Annotated in this window: 18 protein-coding genes and 1 other RNA gene; 6 read left to right on the forward strand and 13 right to left on the reverse strand. The window is 59.2% G+C overall.

What is annotated here, in order from left to right; genetic code table 11:
* The 12 genes from B3F77_RS05000 to dapF all read right to left on the reverse strand — a co-directional run.
* Positions 1 to 781, reverse strand: a 781-nt coding sequence (locus B3F77_RS05000; RefSeq protein WP_293603889.1) for a Mur ligase family protein, incomplete at its 3' end; no start/stop codon positions are given.
* On the reverse strand, positions 778 to 2,511 hold the full coding sequence (locus B3F77_RS05005; protein ID WP_293603890.1) for a peptidoglycan D,D-transpeptidase FtsI family protein: 1,734 nt from the start codon (positions 2,509 to 2,511) through the stop codon (positions 778 to 780). The genes B3F77_RS05000 and B3F77_RS05005, both read right to left, overlap by 4 nt.
* Positions 2,504 to 2,803 (reverse strand): cell division protein FtsL, encoded by a 300-nt coding sequence (gene ftsL / locus B3F77_RS05010; protein ID WP_293603891.1) that lies wholly within the window; start codon positions 2,801 to 2,803, stop codon positions 2,504 to 2,506. Before ftsL ends, B3F77_RS05005 begins: the two co-directional genes overlap by 8 nt.
* Positions 2,804 to 2,936: 133 nt before the next feature.
* Positions 2,937 to 3,854, reverse strand: a complete 918-nt coding sequence (gene rsmH / locus B3F77_RS05015; RefSeq protein WP_293603892.1) for a 16S rRNA (cytosine(1402)-N(4))-methyltransferase RsmH — start codon at positions 3,852 to 3,854, stop codon at positions 2,937 to 2,939.
* Positions 3,855 to 3,863: 9 nt separating this feature from the next.
* Positions 3,864 to 4,292: a division/cell wall cluster transcriptional repressor MraZ gene (gene mraZ, locus B3F77_RS05020; RefSeq protein WP_293603893.1), complete on the reverse strand. Its 429-nt coding sequence runs from the start codon at positions 4,290 to 4,292 to the stop codon at positions 3,864 to 3,866.
* A 484-nt stretch (positions 4,293 to 4,776) separates the two neighbouring features.
* Positions 4,777 to 6,588, reverse strand: coding sequence for an STAS domain-containing protein (locus tag B3F77_RS05025; RefSeq protein ID WP_293603894.1), 1,812 nt, complete (start codon positions 6,586 to 6,588; stop codon positions 4,777 to 4,779).
* Positions 6,589 to 6,629: 41 nt separating this feature from the next.
* Positions 6,630 to 7,535, reverse strand: a complete 906-nt coding sequence (gene dksA / locus B3F77_RS05030) for an RNA polymerase-binding protein DksA (RefSeq protein WP_414702961.1) — start codon at positions 7,533 to 7,535, stop codon at positions 6,630 to 6,632.
* A gap of 496 nt (positions 7,536 to 8,031) precedes the next feature.
* Positions 8,032 to 9,096 (reverse strand): CobW family GTP-binding protein, encoded by a 1,065-nt coding sequence (locus B3F77_RS05035; protein WP_293603895.1) that lies wholly within the window; start codon positions 9,094 to 9,096, stop codon positions 8,032 to 8,034.
* A gap of 239 nt (positions 9,097 to 9,335) precedes the next feature.
* A complete protein-coding gene (locus tag B3F77_RS05040) occupies positions 9,336 to 10,526 on the reverse strand; it encodes a class I SAM-dependent rRNA methyltransferase (protein ID WP_293603896.1) in 1,191 nt (396 codons plus the stop codon).
* 150 nt (positions 10,527 to 10,676) lie between these two features.
* Positions 10,677 to 11,729: a tyrosine recombinase XerC gene (locus tag B3F77_RS05045; RefSeq protein WP_293603897.1), complete on the reverse strand. Its 1,053-nt coding sequence runs from the start codon at positions 11,727 to 11,729 to the stop codon at positions 10,677 to 10,679.
* An 8-nt stretch (positions 11,730 to 11,737) separates the two neighbouring features.
* Entirely contained in the window at positions 11,738 to 12,430 is a 693-nt protein-coding gene (locus B3F77_RS05050) for a DUF484 family protein (RefSeq protein ID WP_293603898.1), read from the reverse strand.
* Positions 12,431 to 12,523: 93 nt separating this feature from the next.
* Positions 12,524 to 13,405, reverse strand: a complete 882-nt coding sequence (dapF, locus tag B3F77_RS05055) for a diaminopimelate epimerase (protein WP_293603899.1) — start codon at positions 13,403 to 13,405, stop codon at positions 12,524 to 12,526.
* Between the two features lie 172 nt (positions 13,406 to 13,577).
* Here dapF and B3F77_RS05060 point away from each other — a divergent pair, with 172 nt between their 5' ends.
* Together B3F77_RS05060 and B3F77_RS05065 are read left to right on the forward strand one after the other, a co-directional pair.
* The gene (locus B3F77_RS05060) at positions 13,578 to 15,212 is read left to right on the forward strand and encodes an MBL fold metallo-hydrolase (protein WP_293603900.1); all 1,635 of its coding nucleotides are present in this window, start codon (positions 13,578 to 13,580) and stop codon (positions 15,210 to 15,212) included.
* A 135-nt stretch (positions 15,213 to 15,347) separates the two neighbouring features.
* A complete protein-coding gene (locus B3F77_RS05065) occupies positions 15,348 to 16,187 on the forward strand; it encodes a basic amino acid ABC transporter substrate-binding protein (protein ID WP_293603925.1) in 840 nt (279 codons plus the stop codon).
* Between the two features lie 49 nt (positions 16,188 to 16,236).
* Here B3F77_RS05065 and rnpB read toward each other — a convergent pair.
* An RNA gene (rnpB, locus tag B3F77_RS05070) (RNase P RNA component class A) lies at positions 16,237 to 16,563 on the reverse strand.
* Between the two features lie 64 nt (positions 16,564 to 16,627).
* On the opposite strand from rnpB, the gene cysK reads away from it, so the two are divergent.
* From cysK to B3F77_RS05090, 4 genes are all read left to right on the forward strand, one after another.
* Positions 16,628 to 17,545, forward strand: a complete 918-nt coding sequence (gene cysK, locus B3F77_RS05075) for a cysteine synthase A (protein WP_293603901.1) — start codon at positions 16,628 to 16,630, stop codon at positions 17,543 to 17,545.
* Between the two features lie 67 nt (positions 17,546 to 17,612).
* Positions 17,613 to 18,371 carry a hypothetical protein gene (locus B3F77_RS05080; RefSeq protein ID WP_293603902.1) on the forward strand — a complete coding sequence of 253 codons (759 nt, stop codon included), beginning with the start codon at positions 17,613 to 17,615 and terminating at the stop codon, positions 18,369 to 18,371.
* 50 nt (positions 18,372 to 18,421) lie between these two features.
* Positions 18,422 to 18,796: a hypothetical protein gene (locus B3F77_RS05085; RefSeq protein WP_293603903.1), complete on the forward strand. Its 375-nt coding sequence runs from the start codon at positions 18,422 to 18,424 to the stop codon at positions 18,794 to 18,796.
* Positions 18,797 to 18,975: 179 nt separating this feature from the next.
* Positions 18,976 to 19,185 carry a hypothetical protein gene (locus B3F77_RS05090; protein WP_293603904.1) on the forward strand — a complete coding sequence of 70 codons (210 nt, stop codon included), beginning with the start codon at positions 18,976 to 18,978 and terminating at the stop codon, positions 19,183 to 19,185.
* Positions 19,186 to 19,214 lie beyond the last annotated feature (29 nt).

Genomic DNA, 19,214 nt, shown 5'->3' on the forward strand with positions numbered 1-19,214 from the left:
GGGCACATGAAAATGTCCAGACATCCAGGCTCTTACCCGTCAGTGAGGCGGCCAGTTCAACGCCTTTGGGATCGTCAACGTTGATGACTGCCGCCTTCAATTCAGGCCAGCCGAACAGCATTTCCTTGGCTTCCCAATAGGCCTGCATTGACGGGTGGTAGTCGAGATGGTCCTGCGTGAAATTGGTAAAGATGGCGACCTGTAGAGAGGTCGCATCCAGCCGCCGCTCCACAAGACCTATCGAGGAAGCTTCCAGCGCACACGCGACAAAGCCCTCATCCACAAAACGCCGTAGCTGCTGCTGCAATAGCACGGGATCGGGCGTGGTCAGGCCATTGGAGACCATGGCACCGGGCTCGCCAATACCCAAGGTTCCCACGACACCGCATTTGCGCCCCAATCGGCCCAGCGCCTGCGCCAGCCACCAGGCTGTTGACGTCTTCCCGTTGGTGCCAGTAACCGCTACGATCTGCAAATGCCGACTCGGCGCATCAAAATAGGCGGCGGCTATGGGCCCTGTGGCCGCCTTGAGTCCCGCGTAAACCGCGACTCTTTCGTCGTGAAAGCCGTAAGCTGCGGCACCGTCCTGCTCAACCAGGCAGGCCCGGGCGCCCAGCCCAAGCGCGTCGCCGACATACCTGCGGCCGTCCGTGGCGGCTCCGGGCCAGGCGATAAACCCATCGCCATCACCGACCTTTCGGCTGTCGGTCCAGAGGCTGCCGGTCACATGCTTGCGCAGCCAGCTGGCCGCTTGTTCAGGGGTGTGAAGCAGCGTTGTCAAAACGACTCCTCCACAGCCTGCGTGACAATTTGCGGCTTGACGCTCATGTCGGGCTGCACCCCCATTATGCGCAGTGTCTGCTGCACGATCTGGCTGAACACCGGTGCGGCCACCAGGCCGCCGAAGTACTTACCCGCGCTCGGTTCATCGATCATTACCGCGACAATGATGCGCGGCTTGTCGATCGGCGCCATTCCCGTATACCAGGCACGGTACTTATTGGTGGCATAGCCCTTGCCAACCTGCTTGTGCGCGGTGCCCGTCTTGCCACCCACCGAATAACCCACGGTCTGCGCGAGCGGCGCCGTGCCGCCGGGCCCGGCCGCCATGTGCATCATCTGGCGCACCTCGCTCGCAACCAGGGGTGAAAACACCTGTACGCCGACCACCGGCTCGGTGCTCTTGAACATGGTCACAGGGATGACTTGGCCATCGTGTGCAAACGCGGTGTATGCGTGCGCTATCTGGAACAGGGAAGCTGAGAGGCCGTAGCCATATGACATCGTGGCCTGCTCGATTGGCCGCCAGGTTTTCCACGGCCTAAGCCTGCCGGTGACAGCTCCGGGGAAAACGGTCTGCGGCCTCTGCCCGAAGCCGACCGCAGTGAAAGAATCCCACATCTCGTGGGGCGTCATGCGCTGCGAGATCTTGGTCGCGCCGACGTTGCTCGATTTCTGGATCACGCCTTCCACAGTCAGGACGCCGAAATTGCTGTCGTCGTGAATGGTCGCGCCCGATACGGTAATGCGGCCGGGGTTGGTATCGATTACGGTCTGTGGCGTCACGCGACCTAATTCCAGGGCGGTCGCGATCGTGATCGGCTTCATCGTCGAACCTGGCTCGAACACATCAGTCATAGCGCGGTTGCGCAACTGCTCGCCGGTGAGGTTGCGTCTGTCATTGGGGTCGTAGCTGGGATAGTTCGCCATTGCCAGCAGCTCTCCCGTGATTGCATCGAGCACTACCACACTGCCCGCGTGCGCCTTGTTGCTGATCACCGCATCGCGCAGCTTCTGATAGGCGACGAACTGCATATTGCTGTCCAGACTCAGCTGCAAATCCTTGCCTTCCACCGGCGGCACCTGTTCTCCCACGTCCTCCACCACCCGGCCCAGCCGGTCCTTGATCACCCGGCGTGAGCCAGGATGTCCGCCGAGCTCTTTATTGAAGGCCAGTTCCATACCGTCCTGTCCGCGGTCTTCCACATTGGTGAAGCCCACAACGTGGGCCGCAGTTTCCCCTTCGGGGTATCGGCGCTTGTACTCTTCGCGCTGGTAAATGCCCTTGATGCCCATTGCATGGATCTTCTGAGCCACCGGCTCGTCAACCTGACGCTTGAGCCAGACAAAGGTCTTGTCTTCATTGCCCAGCTTTTTGTTCAGATCAGCCAACGGCACTTCCAGCAGTTTGGCCAGTTCTGCGAGCTGGGCCTTGGTCGCTTCAACGTCTTCCGGAATGGCCCAGATGCTGGGGGCAGGTACGCTGGAGGCCAGAATCAGGCCGTTGCGATCCAGAATGCGGCCACGGTTGGCAGGCAGCTCCAGGGTTCGCGCAAAGCGGACTTCGCCCTGGTGTTGAAAAAACTCATTGGCGAAAATCTGGATGTAGGCTGCCCGGCCTGCCAGTGCCGAGAAAGCCAGCGCAACGCCTGCCACGATGAATTTACTGCGCCAGACGGGTGTCTTGCTGGCCAGCAAAGGGCTGGACGTGTAGCGGATGCTCTTACTCATGCTGCGCGCCTCCTTGTGCCACCGCAGCATCCTTGTAGGTCACGTACTGCGTGATGTCCGGCGTTGCCGTTCGCATTTGGAGGCGGTCTCTGGCGAGCTTTTCAATCCGAAGAGGCGTGGCTTGGGCGCGCCTTTCTACCTGCAAGCGTTCTTTATCCGCTTCTATTTTTCGGCTCTGGGCCGCGGCCTTTTCAAGCTCCACATACAGACGGCGTGACTCGTACCGCGTGTGCACCAGATACAGCGCACTGGCCAGCACGGCCAACAGAAGGACCAGGTTCAGGCGGGCCATTTGGCCCCCACGCTTTTCACTACGTGTAATACGCTGCCCCCCGAGGGGGCCGTTTTTTCCTTGGGGCGGCCCGGCGGAAAAATAGCCCCCACGCTTGCGGTATTGCGTCCGTCCTGGAGCAGTTCTGCGGTGTTCATGCGCTCACCTCTGTGCGCTCTGCCACCCGCATCACGGCGCTGCGCGAGCGCAGATTGCCCGCGATTTCCTCTTCGCTGGGCTTGGTGCGGCCCAGAGCCTTGAGTTTCATGACTTTGGGTGTCGCAAAAGGGGCGCGGCGGTCAAACACCTCGCGCGAATGCCCGGCAATGAACTGCTTGACGATGCGGTCCTCGAGCGAATGAAAACTGATCACCACCAGACGGCCTCCCGGTTGAAGCACTTTCAGTGACGCGTCTAGCGCCTGCTTCAGCTCTTCAAGCTCGGCGTTGATGAAAATCCGAAAAGCCTGAAATGTGCGCGTTGCAGGGTCCTTGCCCGGCTCGCGGGTTTTGACCGCGCCAGCCACGACTTCGGCCAGCTCAGCGGTGGTTCGAAGAGGGCCCCGTTCTTGTCTGCGACGATCAATCGCCTTTGCAATCTGCCCAGCAAACCGTTCTTCGCCATATTCACGAATCACCTCCGCCATGGTTTCTATGGATGCGTCTGTCAGCCAGTCGGCCACACTTTGACCACGCGTGGTATCCATGCGCATGTCGAGAGGACCCTCTGAACGAAAAGAAAAGCCACGCAGCGGGTTGTCGATCTGCGGCGAACTCACGCCCAGATCCATCAGTACGCCCGCCGCGCTGGCCGCAGGCATGTGGCCCAAGTGCATGAAGCCTTCGTGGCGGATCGAGAAGCGAGGATCGGCGATGGTTTGCGCCTCCGCAATGGCTTCGAGATCCTTGTCGAAGGCCGTCAGGCGTCCGCCCGCGGAAAGCTGCGACAACAGCAGACGTGAATGTCCGCCGCGTCCGAAAGTCGCGTCGATGTAGTGGCCGTCGGGGTTGATGCGAAGCGCCGTTATGGCTTCGTTCAACAAGACAGTGCGGTGTATCCATGTATCTTGCACCGTCTTCTTTCAGAATGAAAAGTCTCTGAAAACATCGGGCATCTCAAGCTTCATCTGCTCTGCCTCCTGGGCAGCGTAAGTCGCTGCGTCCCAGAGCTCGAAGTAACTGCCCATGCCTAGCAGCACCGCGTCTTTACTGATAGCAGCCGCTGTGCGCAGTTCAGGCGAAACCAGGATACGACCGGTCGCGTCCATCTCCACATCCATGGCATTGCCCAGAAAGATTCGCTTCCACCATTGCGCCTGCATCGGCAGCGAGGCGATACGCTCACGGAATTTTTCCCATTCATTGCGTGGGAAAATCATCAGGCAGCCGTGGGGATGTTTGGTGATGGTGAGCTGGCTGGAAGCGGTCGCGCTCAGCACATCGCGATGCCGGGTCGGCACAGAGAGCCGCCCCTTGATATCGATAGCTAAAGATGACGCGCCTTGAAACACCGTTAAAAACCTTCTGAAAACACTTTTCACCACTAAATTGCACTTTATCCCACTTTATCAGGAAGTTTTTAGCAAGCAAGCGATTTGAAACAAATTTTTTCAATGAAATCAAAGACTTAGACGCGTCTCTGAAAGCCGACTTTGGATTAAAAATCGTTCTAAATTAAGCACTTAGAACTGGCAATGAAAGTATTGCTTTAAACCAACGCCCGCACAGGCATTCCGCGCCAAGGGGCTTTGGCAACGATATCCCGTTTTGTTTGAAGGTTCCACGCTGCGCCAACTGCACGGACGCGCGGCATTGCCCAGCGCGGCTTTGGTGAGAACTCAATAGGCCAATAACGGCGTGTGGATGTAACTATAGAAAATGTAGCAAAAAGTCCCAAGCTGGGGCGTCCATCGCTGCCTGCTGGCGCGCCCGTGGCTGGGCGGCGTACCGGGGTGGCGAAGTATATGTGCCGCGAAAATCCAGGCTTAAGGAACCTCAGTCGACGCGAACAACCACCCTCGCGTGCTCGGCGATGCCGATCACGTTGAAAAAAGCTGCGACCAGGCGATTGACATCCAAGAACTGTATGGAGCGTTGTTCAGCCTCGCGGGCCGACACCCAGTTCAACAGTGCCCCTGCAGCAGAAAAATCGACTCGGATCAGATTGGCGCAGGAAATCAGCATCATGTCCGCCCCCATGAGCTTGCCCTCCAGCTCGTCCAGCGCCGCAATCGCATCGCCCTGGATTTGCCCGGACAGTTCAACTGAGAGCAAATTTCTCATCTGTGAACTCTGGACATCAAGCTGGGTGTCCCCGTCCATCGCACTGAGATCGGAATGCACGGAGTCACGGTAAACATCACCAATGATGGTTTGGCCACCCACGACGCCGCCTTGTGCGTCAAGCGGTTTGTACTCACAACGTGCGCTGCTCCAGGCCGGCGGAGAAACCTCGTAGGTCACACAAAAATCAAGCGCTACGAGTTCGAAATCATCAGGCCGGTGCGTGACACGCAGCGCCTCCATGCGCAGCTGCCACCAGTTTTGGTCGGTATCGCGGTTGCCGGAGGGCGTGGCGTTTTGCAGCACCTTTTGGAGTTGCACATCGCCCATGAAGCGCAACTGAACAGGCTGGACCGCCCAGCCACTGAATACCTTGCACAAAAGCGCAACAGCAGTCGCTTCTATGGTTTTTAGGTTGCTCCAGTCAAGCCGCCAGGGCATCGGCGCTTTGGCCATTGCCGCCTTGAGGGCTGCTACGGTCTGGATACCCAGCACCGACGGACAGATCCAGTCGGTGGTGGACCTATTGCCAGCTTTTCCTGCCGGCTCACTGAGCATTTTTACCAGGTCTGGCATGGAAAACCACTGCGGTGCCGAGCGGTCAAAGCGCTCGGCAAACTGGATCGCGGCTGTTTCGAATTTGTCGTGCTGGGCAGTGGCGCGGTACAGATCAAACAGCGTCAGCCAGGTTTCCATCTGTCCTGCACGGGCACCGTCCGGACGTAGAATTTCAAGCAAGCCTGCTTCAGCATCCGCATCGTCGCCATTGGCAAAGCAGATGGCAGCCTCATCAAGTTCCGCATCGTGCGCCGCGACTTCTTGCACGTCCACCGCCATGAGCTTGGAAGGTGAAAAACTGGATGGACTGCTGTCGTAACTGCCCCCCACACCCGACCAGCCACCAAGCGCCGGGGGTTTGGCCGGGGGGCTGGCTGACCTGGAGGCCGCCGGCACCATGGACAAGGCGGCAGGTTCGGTCGGCAACAGCGCCTGCGCTGGCATGGCTTCCGCAGCTTTTTTGGCTGCAGACTGCAGCCCAGCCGGGGCCGTGGGCCTGTAGGCCAAAGGCAGTGCGTTTTCCAGCAGGGGCGCCTGTGTCACGGCGGCATTGCCATCAGGCATCAGAGGTGCATGAGTCGAGTTGTCCGGTGCATTGCTGTTCTTGGTTTTCCACCATTGCATGGACATCTGTGCTTCGATCTCATCGATCTTCTTGAGCGTTGACGCCCTGTCATCGGGCCTGGAGGGCATGCTGCTCTGAAAGAACGACGGCCTGCCGCCTGGATCCGAGCCCGTACCCACCAAGGCTTCGCGTTTGCGCAGCTTGCGCAGCATGTCAAATTCGCGCTTGCGCACGAAGTCGTTACGACGCTTGCGCTCAATCATCTCCTTGAGCAGCTGTTTGCTCACCGAGTCGTCCTTGTCTGCTTGCACAGAATCCAGATCCGACCAGTTCGTGGCTGGATTGCGGACGAACTTGACCACCTTGGACAGCAAGCCTGATGCGGTATCTTCTTTGGACATGTCAGGGCGATAAAAAAGTGTTTAAGCCAAGAATCTGTCCGTCAATCCCCAAACATTTTCTGCTTGAGCTCGCGACGCTGCTGTGCTTCCAAGGACAAACTGGCTGTAGGACGTGCAATCAAGCGGCCCACACCGATCGCCTCACCGGTTTCGTCGCAGTAGCCATAGTCACCTGAATCAATCCGGGCAATCGACTGCTCGATTTTCTTGAGCAGTTTGCGTTCGCGGTCGCGGGTACGCAATTCAAGCGCGTGTTCTTCTTCAATGGTGGCGCGGTCTGCCGGGTCGGGCACCACGGCGGCATCTTCACGCAGGTGTTCGGTGGTCTCACCGGCGCTGTTGTGGATATCCTGTTTGAGCACCGACAGCTTGCGGCGAAAGAATGCCAGCTGCTTTTCGTTCATGTACTCGGAATCAGGCATGGCCTTGACTTCCTCATCGGTCAACTGGTCGGCCGGTTTGGTCTTCCAGTTGTTGGCAAGCTTGGGGTCTTTTTTGGCAGCCGCCTGGATAGGCGGCGCGATCACGCGTTCGGTCATTGTGGAGTAACTGGCTTTGGCTGCGTCAGGCGCATGGGTTGGCACCATAGGCGCGGGTGGGGGTGATTGGGCGGCAATTCGGGCTGAACTCCTTCGCCCGGGCTTCAGCGGCCTCGGAGCCATGAGCACCGGGGCCGGGACGGGCGCGGGGGCTGGCGGTGCCGCCTCGATGGCTTTGCCATCTTTGGCAGCGGGCTTGGCAGGCGCTTTTGCGGCAGGTTTTGGCAATAATTTCGGCAATGGTTTTGGCTCGAGTTGGGCTCGTTTGGCTGCGACTTTGGTCTTGGCCGACACCGGTTTGGCCTTTGCTTTATTGCTGGCTACCGGCGCCGATTTGTTCTTGGGCACGGCCTTGGTTAGCGGGTTGGCGGCCGCCTTGACGGCTTTATTGGCAACGGGTTTAGGCATCGGCTTGGCTTTGGCAACGGCCTTGACAGGTTTGACTGCCTTGTTCACAGCTTTGACCGCGGTCTTGGCTGCGATTTTGGGCGCTGGTTTGACTTTCATTGCTGGTTTGGCGGCTGATTTGGCCGTTGCCTTGGCTGGCATTTTGGTCATCTTCGCTTGGGCTTTCACAATGTGTCTCCTCTGGGAATCAGCCTCGGAAGGGCCCTCGGGGCCCTGCGGCTTCTTGGCCAAACTGCTGTCGGGCAGTCCGGCCCTTTCTGTTGCCAGATTTCCTGGTTGGTCTGCCAACTGCCAGTTTTCAGCAGCCACTTTAAGGCGGCTCTTCAGCTGTTTTTTATCTGGCTGGCCTCCCGCTTCGGATTTGCGGGTATTTTGGTCGGCGCGCGATTGTAGCGGCTCACTGACGCGCTGTGGCGCCTTAAAACCAAACCGTTGGAGAATCGAGACAAACATGAAGCCCTCCCGCCTTTTATAGGCTCTAGGCGAACAGCCTACCTCAAACCAGGCACTGCTCCAGGCCCTGCATAAAAATATCTTTGGGTAAGTCGATACCGATAAAAACCATCTTGCTGGTTTTCTTTTCTCCCTGGCCCCAGGCAGGACCGAGGTCGCTGCCCATAAGCTGATGCACGCCCTGGAAAATCACCTTGCGATCCGTGCCTTCCATGTTCAGCACACCCTTGTAGCGCAGCATGCGCGGGCCGTAGATATTCACAATCGCACCCAGAAAGTCTTCGAGCTTGGCCGGGCTGAAAGGCTGGTCCGACCGAAACACAAAGCTTTTGACATCGTCATCATGGTGATGGTGATGTCCGTGGCCATGCTCGTCCGCATGCGAGGGATGGTTGCAATGCTCGCCGTGGTCATGCCCGTGCTCATGATGATCGTCATTGGCAGACTCCTCGTCCTTGAGGAAATCAGGATCGATGTCGAGTTTGGCATTGAGATTGAAACCGCGCAGGTCAAACACCTCTGAAATCGCCACTTCACCGAAATGCACGGCGCGCTGCGGCGCACGCGGGTTCATCTGCGTCAGCCGATGCATCAGTGCCTTGACCTCGTCCTCAGCTACAAGGTCGGTCTTGCTGATGAATATCTGGTCGGCAAAACCGACCTGGCGGCGCGCTTCCTGGCGGTCATTGAGCTGGGTCGTGGCATGCTTGGCGTCCACCAGCGTCAGGATGGAGTCCAGCAGGTACTGCTCGGAAATTTCCTCGTCCATGAAAAAGGTCTGCGCCACCGGTCCGGGGTCGGCCAGGCCCGTGGTTTCAATCACCACGCGCTCAAAGTCTATCAGCCCCTTGCGTTTCTTGGCTGCCAGCAACTGCAGCGTTTCGCGCAGATCTTCGCGGATCGTGCAGCAAATACAGCCGTTGTTCATCTGGATGATGTTTTCGTTGGTGTCATTGACAAGGATTTCGTTGTCGATGTTTTCCTCGCCAAACTCATTCTCAATAACGGCAATCTTCTGGCCGTGGGCCTCGGTCAGGACGCGCTTGAGCAATGTGGTTTTACCCGAGCCAAGAAAGCCGGTGAGGATGGTGACGGGAATCAAGCTCATGGTGTTTGCCTAAAAAACGAAGGAGTTACAAAAATACGCCAAAGGAACCCAGAAAAGCAAGTTGGGAAGTTTAGCGGCCCGTTCAAGCCCCCTGAAGGACCCAGGGAACCCCTGCGAGCTACTTTACAGCTCATGTCAAGCCTTCAACGCCCTCATGCAGCACCGCTGGTTACTATGGTTTTCATAGCTGCTTATGCCCGACCTGATTGGGCTAGAGGCCTATTTTTCTTACAAATAGGCTACCCCGCCGGCCTTTTGACCAAAACCAGGCCCTTGAGGTATTCGCCTTCCGGGAAGGCCACCGTCATGGGGTGATCGGGCGCTCCGCCCATGCGTTCGGAAATAAAGGCGTCCACCCCCGCGTCGGTGCCTGCCGACGCCACGATTTTGTGGAACAGGTCGGCGCTGATGCCGCCAGAGCAAGAGTAGGTGAACAGCACGCCGCCCGGCTCCAGAATGGCCAAGGCCAGCCGGTTGATGTCTTTGTAAGCGCGGGCGGCACGTTCGGCGTGCTTGATCGTGGGCGCGAACTTGGGCGGGTCGAGCACGATGGCGTCAAAGGTTCTGCCCTCCTTCAGATACTGGCGCAGCGACGCGTTGACGTCGGCGTCCAGTAGGGTGGTGCGATTGGCGTCAAAGCCGTTCAAGGCCACATTGGCCTTGGCACGGTCAAGGGCCGGGCCGGACGAGTCAATCGAGGTGACATGCCCGGCGCCGCCCGCCAGCGCGGCCACGGTAAACCCGCCGGTGTAGCAATAGCAGTTGAGCACCCGCTCAAACTGCAGGCGGCGTGTATAGGCGGCAAATTTCTGGCGGCTGTCGCGCTGGTCCAGGTAGAAGCCGGTTTTGTGACCCTCCGCGACATCCAGGCTCAGCTTCCAGTCGTGCTCAGTGATGGTGATGCCGGTGTCGCCCGAGCCGGCCAGCCAGCCGGTGGCTTCCGGCAAGCCTTCGATCGAGCGCACGCTGGCGTCGGAGCGTTCGTACAGGCGCGTCAAACCGGTTTGCGCCAGCAGCGCTTCAACGATCACGCTTTTCCAGCGCTCTGCGCCACAGCTTGAAAACTGTGCCACCAGCGTATCGACATAGCGGTCTACCACCAAGCCGGGCAAACCATCGGATTCACCGTGGATCAGGCGCTGACCGTCGCTTTGGATGTCAAATCTGCTTCTGGCCTTGATGGCCTGGGCGATACGCGCTACAAAAAACGAAGCATCAATGCGCTGCGATTCGTTGAAGCTCCAGACCCGGGCCCGAATTTTGGAGCTGGGACTGAAAGCGGCCCAGCCCAGAAACTGGCCAGCGTGGCTCTCTACCCGTACCGTTTCACCCGCATCACCACCGCCACTGGCAATGGCGCCATCAAAAATCCATGGGTGGCGACGCAGCAAAGAGCGTTCTTTGCCGTCCTTCAGTCGAATTGTTTTCATGCCGCTATTGTCGTGGCTTGACTGCGAACCAGCCGGGCGTGCTGGTCGCCTTGCCGATGTCGGCTTGCGCCGCGCTCGCCCAGCCCCCATGGCGCTAATATTTTAATAGCTGCTAACGCCTGTATTTATTGGGCCATAGCCACTTTTCTCTTAAATTTTTGGAACGGATGTCTTGACCGGGACTTTGCCGGGCAGGCCGCCCGACAGGGCTCGCGGATGGGCCGCGTCATACACCTTGGCCAGGTGCTGAAAATCAAGCCGCGTGTATATCTGTGTGCTCGTGATGCTGGCGTGGCCCAGCAACTCCTGCACCGCGCGCAAATCACCGCTGGACTGCAGCACATGGCTGGCAAACGAGTGGCGCAGCATGTGCGGGTGCACCGGCGTCGCCAGTCCGGCCTTCAGGGAACGCTGCTTCAAACGCACGCGGATGTGCTGCGGCGTGAGCCGCGTGCCGCGCTGGTTAATGAAGAGGGCTTGCCCTCCTCCTGGCGTGCCTTCGCGGGCCCAGCTACTGCGTACTGCAAGCCAGGCCTGCAGGGCTTGCAGGGCCTTGCGGCCGACCGGCACGCTGCGCCGCTTCGATCCCTTGCCGAGCACGTGGGCCTCCGCGGCGTCCATGTCCACCCAGCCGCGCGCCTGCCCGCTGGCCCGCACATCCAGCCCCACCAGTTCGCCAATGCGCAGCCCGCAGCCGTAGAGCAGCTCCGTGATGCAATGGTCGCGCGCCTCCAGATGCGGATCCCCTTCATCGCCTTTAGACTGGTAGCTGGCCAATTGAACCGCCTCGTCCACGCTCAAGGCTTTGGGCAGGGGCTTGGCGGCTTTGGGCGCGCGTATATCCTGCACCGGGTTGCCGGCCACCAGGCCTTCGCGGCCCAGCCAGGTGTAAAAGCCACGCCAGCCCGACAAAATGAGCGCAATCCCGCGGCCACTGCGCCCGGCGCCGTGCATCTGCGCAACCCAGCGCCGCAGGTGGGTGTTGTGCACATCTGTCAACGCCACACCGGCTTGGGCGGCGTTGGCTTGCAGCTTTTCCAAGTCCAGGGTGTAAAGCTCCACGGTGCGTTGGGCCAGGCGTTTTTCAACGCGCACATGCTCGAGGTAGCGCTGCACCAGGGGATGCGATTCAGAGACAGATCCCGGCGTGGAATCAGGTTCAGGCTCAGAAAATCCAGACGCAAGAGGCGCTGTCTGCGTCATGGTGGCGCTTACTGGTTGGGGATCTGGGCGCGCAGACGCGACAGCGCCGCACCGGCCAGTTCGCCCAGGCGTTCGAGGAAATCGGTGCCCATGTCGCTCTGAAAGCGCTCGGGATCGGGTGAAGCCAGCACCAGCAGGCCCGACACCTGTGCGCCTTCGGGAACACGCAGGGGAATCAGGGCCACCGACAACGCTAGCGTCGGCTCAGGTAGCCAGGCGATGGCCTCGAACCCTGAATTGACACCGCAGTATGGCGTGGCCAACGACGACGCAAAGATCTGCGCATCGCTACTGACACCCGTGGCAAAGCGCTCGTCTGAGAAAATGCCATTGACGCGCCAGACCTTGATGGCGGCTTGCGGAATCTGGAACTCGGTGATGATCCCTTCAACGATGGCATCAGGCAAATCGCGCGCTTGCGGGGTTTGCAGCAGCTTGCGGGTCCAGCGCTGCATTTTGTCGGCGATAGCCACATTGTCCTGCCCGTGCCGGATCATGTCGACCACCCGGGTCTCCAGTCCCTTGATCTTCTCGCGCAACATACCGGCCTGTCGCTCCTGCAGGCTGACGGCGCGGTTGCCATGGCCACTGGAGAGCTGCACCGAAGCCAGCAGTTCGGCGTGCCGCTCGAAGAAGTCGGGCGTGTTGGCCAGAAAGTTGGCGATGTCGTCTTCGGTGATGGGGTGTTCAGTTGGATTCATGTCGGCATTGTCGCCAGTTTTGCGTGCCACGCAAAGACCTGCGTCTTGACCCACATCCGGGGCTGCGCCTCATCCACTCTGCAAAGCAAGGTATCAAAGCAGGTCGGGAACTTCGATCTCTGATTCAAACACCGTGGTGGCCGGGCCGGTCATCATGACCGGTGCATCCAGGAGCCTGTCGGACCATTCAATCGTGAGCTGGCCGCCGCGCGTCAATACATCGACCCGCGCATCAAGCAGGCCCCAACGTATGCCGGCCACCGCCGCCGCACAGGCGCCCGTGCCGCAGGCCAGCGTTTCGCCGGCGCCCCGCTCGTACACCCGAAGGCGGATCTGGCTGCGCGAGACCACCTGCATGAAGCCTGCGTTCACGCGCCGGGGAAAGCGCACATGGTGCTCAATCAGTGGACCGGTTTGCAGCACCGGCGCGGTGTCCACATCCTCCACCAGTTGCACCGCGTGGGGATTCCCCATCGACAGAACTGCTATAAAAACAGGAGCTGCTTGCGCCCGTCCTTCAAGGGCTAGAGGCCATTTTTTCCATGAACCTGCAACTTGCGGCGTCAGCCCGTCCGCATCGAACGGGATGCGCGCCGGTTCAAACACCGGCGCCCCCATGTTGACCGTCACGCGGCCATCGGCCTGCATGCGCGGCTCGATCACGCCGCCCAGGGTTTTGACTTTCACCGCGTCTTTGGTCGTGAGCCCCCGCTCGCGCACAAAACGCACAAAGCAGCGCGCACCATTGCCACACTGCTCGACTTCGCCGCCGTCGGCGTTGTGGATCACGTATTCGAAGTCGATGCCTTCCGCAGGAGAAGGCCGCACCGAAAGGATCTGGTCGGCGCCCACACCAAAGTGCCGGTCGGCCAGAAAACGGTATTGCGCAGGCGTCAGACCCAGCAGCGCACGGGTTTCGTCGAGCATCACAAAGTCGTTGCCCGCACCCTGCATTTTTGTAAATCGGATTCGCATGTGGGCATTATCCCCGGCGCCCGGAGCCGCCGCACCGAACCAAACAACGGCAAGCGTGGTGGCCAACGAACGCAGCGCCGGGCCGCCCCAAGCAAGTTCAGCCCCCTCGGGGGGCAGAGAGCTACACGCAGTGAGCGACTGTGGGGACCGTAGCTTATAGCCATAATTCACCATGCCCAGACTTTCCCAACTCCTTCACCCCCAGCGCGAACCCGCACCCACCCGCCCCGCCGCCACCGTACTGCTGCTACGTGACACCGCCCAAGGCATTGAAGTGCTGATGACAAGGCGCTCCATGACGGCCAGCTTCCTCCCCGGGGCCTATGTTTTCCCCGGCGGCGGCATTGATGCGGCGGACGCGCTAGCCCACGGACACTCCACGCGCAGGGCCAGCCAGAGCGACCTGCTTCTCACGCAGGCCATCGCCGCCATCCGTGAAAGCTTTGAAGAGCTGGGGGTGCTGCTGGCGCACCATGCCCACGGCGGCTATGCCACTACCCAAGACATTGCGGCGATGGACCGCAAGGCCCCTTTTGCGGCGCAGTGCCGGGAGCGCGGCCTCACGCTGGCAGGTGACCAGGTGTTTGTGCTGGCCCATTGGGTGGCTAGCCGCGATTTGGCGCGCCGCTTTGACGTGCCTTTTCTGGTGGCCCGCATGCCCGAAGGCCAGAGCCCGGTGGCTGACGAAGCCGAGCAGTTTGATCCGGTATGGGTGCGCCCGGCCGAGGCGCTGGCCCGGCATCAGGCCGGCGGTTTTTTCATGATTTTCCCGACCCTGCGCACGCTGGACAGGCTGCAGCATTACCCCCATGTCGATGCAGTGCTGCAGGCCTGCGCGACGGAGGCGCCGCTTTGGAGTTCCTGCCCGCGTGCCGGCCTGCTGGCCGGCCAGCAGGCGCGCTACATGGAGCATGAAGCGCCCTACGGCGAACTGGCACTGACCTGCCCCGACGGGCAGATCCTGCACCCGCTCGACTGGCAAACGGCGCAGCCAGTCGCGCTTTTGAAAAACGTCAGGCGCCTGACGGCACCCAACCCCGGCATGATGACCGGGCCGGGCACCAACAGCTATATCGTCGGTGATGCGGACAGCGGCTACATCGTGATTGACCCGGGCCCCGATGATGCGGGGCATATCCAGCGCCTCCATGCAGCCACGGGCGGACGCATACAGTCCATCGTCTGCACCCATTCCCACCCCGACCATTCACCGGGTGCCCAACCCTTGCAAGCGCTCTGCACCAGCCCTCCGCCGATTCTGGGGCTGGCCTCCAGAGCCACCGCGCTTCCTGATGCGCAGTTCACACCGGACCGAGAGCTATTAAATCAGGAGCTGCTCACGCTTACCAGTCAAGGGCTGCAGCATACTTTGAAGGTTATTTTTAGTCCCGGCCATGCGGCCAATCACTTGTGCCTGGTGCTGCTCGAAGACGGCCTGCTGTTTTCGGGCGACCACATCCTGAACGGCAGCACCACTGTGGTCAACCCGCCCGATGGCGAGATGACGGCCTACCTCACCTCGCTCGACCGGCTGAGCACGGCCTGCGACGAGCATCAGATCGACTTCATCCTGCCCGCCCACGGCCATGTGCTGGGCGCTGCCAAGCAGGCGATTGGACAGCTCAAGGCGCACCGCCTCAAGCGTGAAGCCAAGGTGGCGGCGGCCATGAAAGCCCAGCCCGAAGGCACGATGAACGACTGGCTGGCACTGGTCTATGACGATACCGACCAGCGGCTGTGGCCGGTGGCCCTGCGTTCCCTGCAGGCCCATGTGGACCGGATTCAGGCCTTGCAGGACCTTGCCTGAAGCTTAAACCAGAGGCCCCGCAGCATGCCGCGGTTAATACTTTTTTTATTCATGCCTTCAAAACCCCAGTCGTTCCAGCCCGCCTTGACCCAGATCATTCGACGTATTCACTTCAACTTTTCAGCGAGTATCTTCATTCCTTCCATCACGACACGACACTTCTTTCACACTGCCGGCACCCTGCTGGCCGGCCTTGTTCTGGTGGCCTGTGGCAAGCAGGAACCCCAGGCACCGGCCGCCTCGGCACCCGCGCCGGCAACCAGGGTGGTTGTGGTCGGCACCGACGCCGCCTACGCCCCTTTTGAATCACAGAACGAAAAAGGTGAGATCGTCGGGTTTGACATCGACGTGGTCAAGGCCGTTGCACAAAAGGCCGGCATTGAAGTGAAGTTTTTGAACCCCCCCTGGGAAGGCATCTTCAATTCGTTAGGCCAGGGCGACCGCGACCTGCTGGTATCGGCCATCACGATCACGGCAGAACGCCAACAGACCATGGACTTCTCCGCGCCCTATTTCGACGCACAGCAGCTGATCGCCGTAAAAAAGGATTCGAAGATCGCCAAATTCACCGACCTGAAAAAACTCAAGGTCGGCGTGCAAAATGGCACTACGGGCGACGAGGTCGTCACCAAGCTGCAAGGCAAGGAGAACGTTAACATCAAGCGCTTTGAATCGACTCCGCTGGCCCTGAAAGAGCTCGAAGGCGGCGGCGTGGATGCCGTGGTGGCCGACAACGGGGTGGTGGTGCATTACGTCAACAACAACGCGAACTCGCAGTTCAAGACCATCAGCGACACCAGTTTTGCCTCCGAGCAGTACGGCCTTGCGGTCAAAAAAGGCAATGCCGAGTTGCTGGCAATACTCAACAAGGGTCTGGCCGATGTCAAGGCGGACGGCACCTATCAGCAGATCTACACCAAATACTTTGGTGCTGCGCCTGCAGCCGCGACACCAGCACCTGCCGTATCAAAATAAATCTGGAAACTTGAGGTGGACGCGTCCGGGTGGAGCGTCCAGGTTAAAAGTGTGAAGCTCGCCGATAAGCCGGATTCTGTGCGCCGGGCTTCCTTGCGGTTGCCCGGTGTGACCGCCATTAATCTGGGCCGGGAGTCGCCCACCCGGCTCAATGCTACCTACCCGCACACTCCGGGGGCCCCGTCAACGTGTGCCTACTTGGTATTGCTGCGCGTAGAGATTGCCCGTTTCACCCGAACTGAATCGGCTCGTCTCTGTTGCTCTGATCCTCACCTCACGGTGGAGAGGTGTTACCTCCTACGCTGCCCTGTGCAGTCCGGACGTTCCTCCAGTGCCTGGTTTCCCAGATTGCACCAGCGGCGGTCTGGCAAGCTTCACGCTTTTATTATCGCACTGCGCCACAATACGTTCATCGCAGCCCACCACGACAAGGAGACCCCATGAAAGCCGACAACATTCTGCAGACCATTGGCAACACCCCCCACGTCCGCATCAACCGCCTGTTTGGCCCGCAGGCCCAGGTGTGGGTCAAGTCCGAGCGTACCAACCCTGGCGGCTCGATCAAGGACCGCATTGCGCTGGCCATGGTGGAAGCGGCCGAAAAGTCCGGTGCCCTCAAGCCCGGCGGCACCATCATCGAGCCCACCTCGGGCAACACCGGCATCGGCCTGGCCATGGTGGCGGCCGTCAAGGGCTACACGCTGGTGCTGGTGATGCCCGACAGCATGTCGGTAGAGCGCCGCCGCCTGATGCTGGCCTATGGTGCCAGCTTCGATTTGACGCCGCGTGAAAAAGGCATGAAGGGTGCCATCGCCCGCGCCCAGGAACTGGTGGGGGCAACGCCCGGCGCATGGATGCCGCAGCAGTTCGAGAACCCGGCCAACATCGACGTACACGCTCGCACCACGGCGCAGGAAATCCTGGCCGACTTCCCCAACGGGCTCGACGCCTTGATCACCGGCGTGGGCACTGGCGGCCACCTGACGGGCTGCGCCAAGGTGCTCAAGGCGGCTTGGCCGCGACTCAAAGTGTTTGCCGTCGAACCGGTGGCTTCTCCTGTCATCTCGGGCGGCCAGCCCGGTCCGCACCCGATCCAGGGCATAGGCGCAGGCTTCATTCCCAAAAATCTTGAAACCAGCCTGCTCGACGGCGTGATCCAGGTCGATGCCGAACCGGCCCGTGAAATGGCGCGGCGCTCGGCCAGCGAAGAAGGCATGCTGGTCGGCATTTCTTCAGGCGCCACGCTGGCAGCGATCGCGCAAAAACTGCAGGAACTGCCGGCCGGCGCGCGCGTGCTGGGTTTTAACTACGACACCGGCGAGCGCTACCTGTCGGTTGAAGGCCTTTTTCCTGCCTAATTTCAGAAGGAAAAAGGCGTTTGAAAAAGTTCGTAAACAATAGCCTTTTCCAGGTGAAAGGCGATAAATGATTACTTGGGACGACTTCACAAAACTCGTTGGAAACCTGCTCATCTACGGCACGCCCACTGTAGTGGTCCTCGGCGCGCTGTCTAAGAAAGCCGCAGAGAAGTGGGTCGAAACCTACTTTACCAAACGACAGAAGGAGTTTGAGCACGAGCAGGCCAAAGAACTTCAGCGGTTGAAGGTCAAGATCGACACCGTCATCCAAGGGGCGCTAAAGCTGCAAGAGCGCGAGTTTAGGGTCATCCCTGAGTCGTGGGAAAAGGTTAGCGAAGCTTATGGGCTTGCGATGTGGCTCTGTTCGCCCATGCAGGAGTACAGCTCGCTTCATTACCTGTCGAGGGAGGAGCTGAACGAGTTCGTGGAAAGATCTACTCTCCTGGAGACGCAGAAAGCGAAGCTCCGGGCGGCTGACTCCAGTGAAAGAGACAAGCTGTGGCAGGAAATGGACACATGGCAGCGTCGGAATAAGGTGCGTTCTGCCTTATCAGAAGCCGACCGCTTTGTGAAAGTAAATGGCGTCTTTCTGCCTGACTCGTTGCGCGACCAGTTCAACAGATTTGTAGAAACAATCTGGCACGCACTGATCAGCTACGACAATGGCTCTCAAAGTAGCCCCAAAGACTGGAAGATGATCAGGGAGAGTTGGCAGAAGCTCAAGGACGAGGGCGAGCCACTTCACAAAGCCATCGAGGAAGCAGTTCGCCGTCGACTCGTTGAGCAAAGTGAGATTGCGGAAGAGAAACTAACGGAGCCAGCATAGCTGCAGCAATGCTGTGTAGTATTTGGTTGTAATAACAAGGGGGTGAGAAAATGGGTTTATGGAATTCATTTGTTGGCGCCGTGACTTCGGCAAACGAGAGCGCCCATGCCGACCGACTTGAAAAAGAATTCGACGACAGTACAAACAAATTATTTGCCTTAGACAGGACGATGATCTACGAGGTGATAAGGCTTTTTTTGGACAAGAAGCAAGACATCCTGACTGAATCAAAAAACTGGTCTCAGGATGGGAAAATCTCAGTAGCCAATGTATTGCGAACCAAGGCGCGTCAAACATTTGACCTCAATATGGTTGAAGGCTATGCACTTTGGATGACCAGCGCTTGGCTTGAAAATGGCGCTAGGTCAAGCAATCCAAAGTGCTATCGGATGTGGAAAGACCTCGACGAAACCGTATCCCCATAGCTGTGACTGGCTAGCTGTGCCGATCTTGACGATCGCTGGCCAAACGCAACGAGCAAAGATGAGTCTAAGTTATTGATAATAAAGAAGTTTTTTCTCATTTTTATCTACTGTCCGCAGTTCAAACTGGAAGTTAATTTCTGCCAGCACAAGCGGTTGAAGTCCACAACTCAAGGAAGCAGATGATCTGTATTGACGAAGCGACTTTAAAGGAGGCAAGAATGGACAGTGTGCCTATCTCGCTTCTGGAGGTGCTCAATAGTCTTGATGCAGTGACTGCGCGGCTACTAGACAAAGTTCCGGACTGGCTGTCTGCCGAATTGTCCAATGACGGTGTTGCTATCTGTAGAGACCGTTTTGGACAATGGTTTCTTGAGCCGTTGAGCGACTGAGGAAGGACGAACCCAATGGCAATTCATTT

Source organism: Polaromonas sp. UBA4122, assembly GCA_002381615.1.
Taxonomy (GTDB): Bacteria; Pseudomonadota; Gammaproteobacteria; order Burkholderiales; family Burkholderiaceae_C; genus Polaromonas.

Excerpts from the sequence above, each read along its gene's own strand:
- B3F77_RS05005 (WP_293603890.1), bottom strand. The coding sequence starts at position 2,511 with ATGAGTAAGAGCATCCGCTACACGTCCAGCCCTTTGCTGGCCAGCAAG.
- B3F77_RS05040 (WP_293603896.1), bottom strand. The coding sequence starts at position 10,526 with ATGAAAACAATTCGACTGAAGGACGGCAAAGAACGCTCTTTGCTGCGT.
- cysK (WP_293603901.1), top strand. The coding sequence starts at position 16,628 with ATGAAAGCCGACAACATTCTGCAGACCATTGGCAACACCCCCCACGTC.
- dapF (WP_293603899.1), bottom strand. The coding sequence starts at position 13,405 with ATGCGAATCCGATTTACAAAAATGCAGGGTGCGGGCAACGACTTTGTG.
- ftsL (WP_293603891.1), bottom strand. The coding sequence starts at position 2,803 with ATGGCCCGCCTGAACCTGGTCCTTCTGTTGGCCGTGCTGGCCAGTGCG.
- B3F77_RS05080 (WP_293603902.1), top strand. The coding sequence starts at position 17,613 with ATGATTACTTGGGACGACTTCACAAAACTCGTTGGAAACCTGCTCATC.
- dksA (WP_414702961.1), bottom strand. The coding sequence starts at position 7,535 with ATGCCTAAACCCGTTGCCAATAAAGCCGTCAAGGCGGCCGCCAACCCG.
- B3F77_RS05060 (WP_293603900.1), top strand. The coding sequence starts at position 13,578 with ATGCCCAGACTTTCCCAACTCCTTCACCCCCAGCGCGAACCCGCACCC.
- B3F77_RS05035 (WP_293603895.1), bottom strand. The coding sequence starts at position 9,096 with ATGAGCTTGATTCCCGTCACCATCCTCACCGGCTTTCTTGGCTCGGGT.
- B3F77_RS05045 (WP_293603897.1), bottom strand. The coding sequence starts at position 11,729 with ATGACGCAGACAGCGCCTCTTGCGTCTGGATTTTCTGAGCCTGAACCT.
- B3F77_RS05025 (WP_293603894.1), bottom strand. The coding sequence starts at position 6,588 with ATGTCCAAAGAAGATACCGCATCAGGCTTGCTGTCCAAGGTGGTCAAG.
- B3F77_RS05090 (WP_293603904.1), top strand. The coding sequence starts at position 18,976 with ATGATCTGTATTGACGAAGCGACTTTAAAGGAGGCAAGAATGGACAGT.
- B3F77_RS05085 (WP_293603903.1), top strand. The coding sequence starts at position 18,422 with ATGGGTTTATGGAATTCATTTGTTGGCGCCGTGACTTCGGCAAACGAG.
- B3F77_RS05050 (WP_293603898.1), bottom strand. The coding sequence starts at position 12,430 with ATGAATCCAACTGAACACCCCATCACCGAAGACGACATCGCCAACTTT.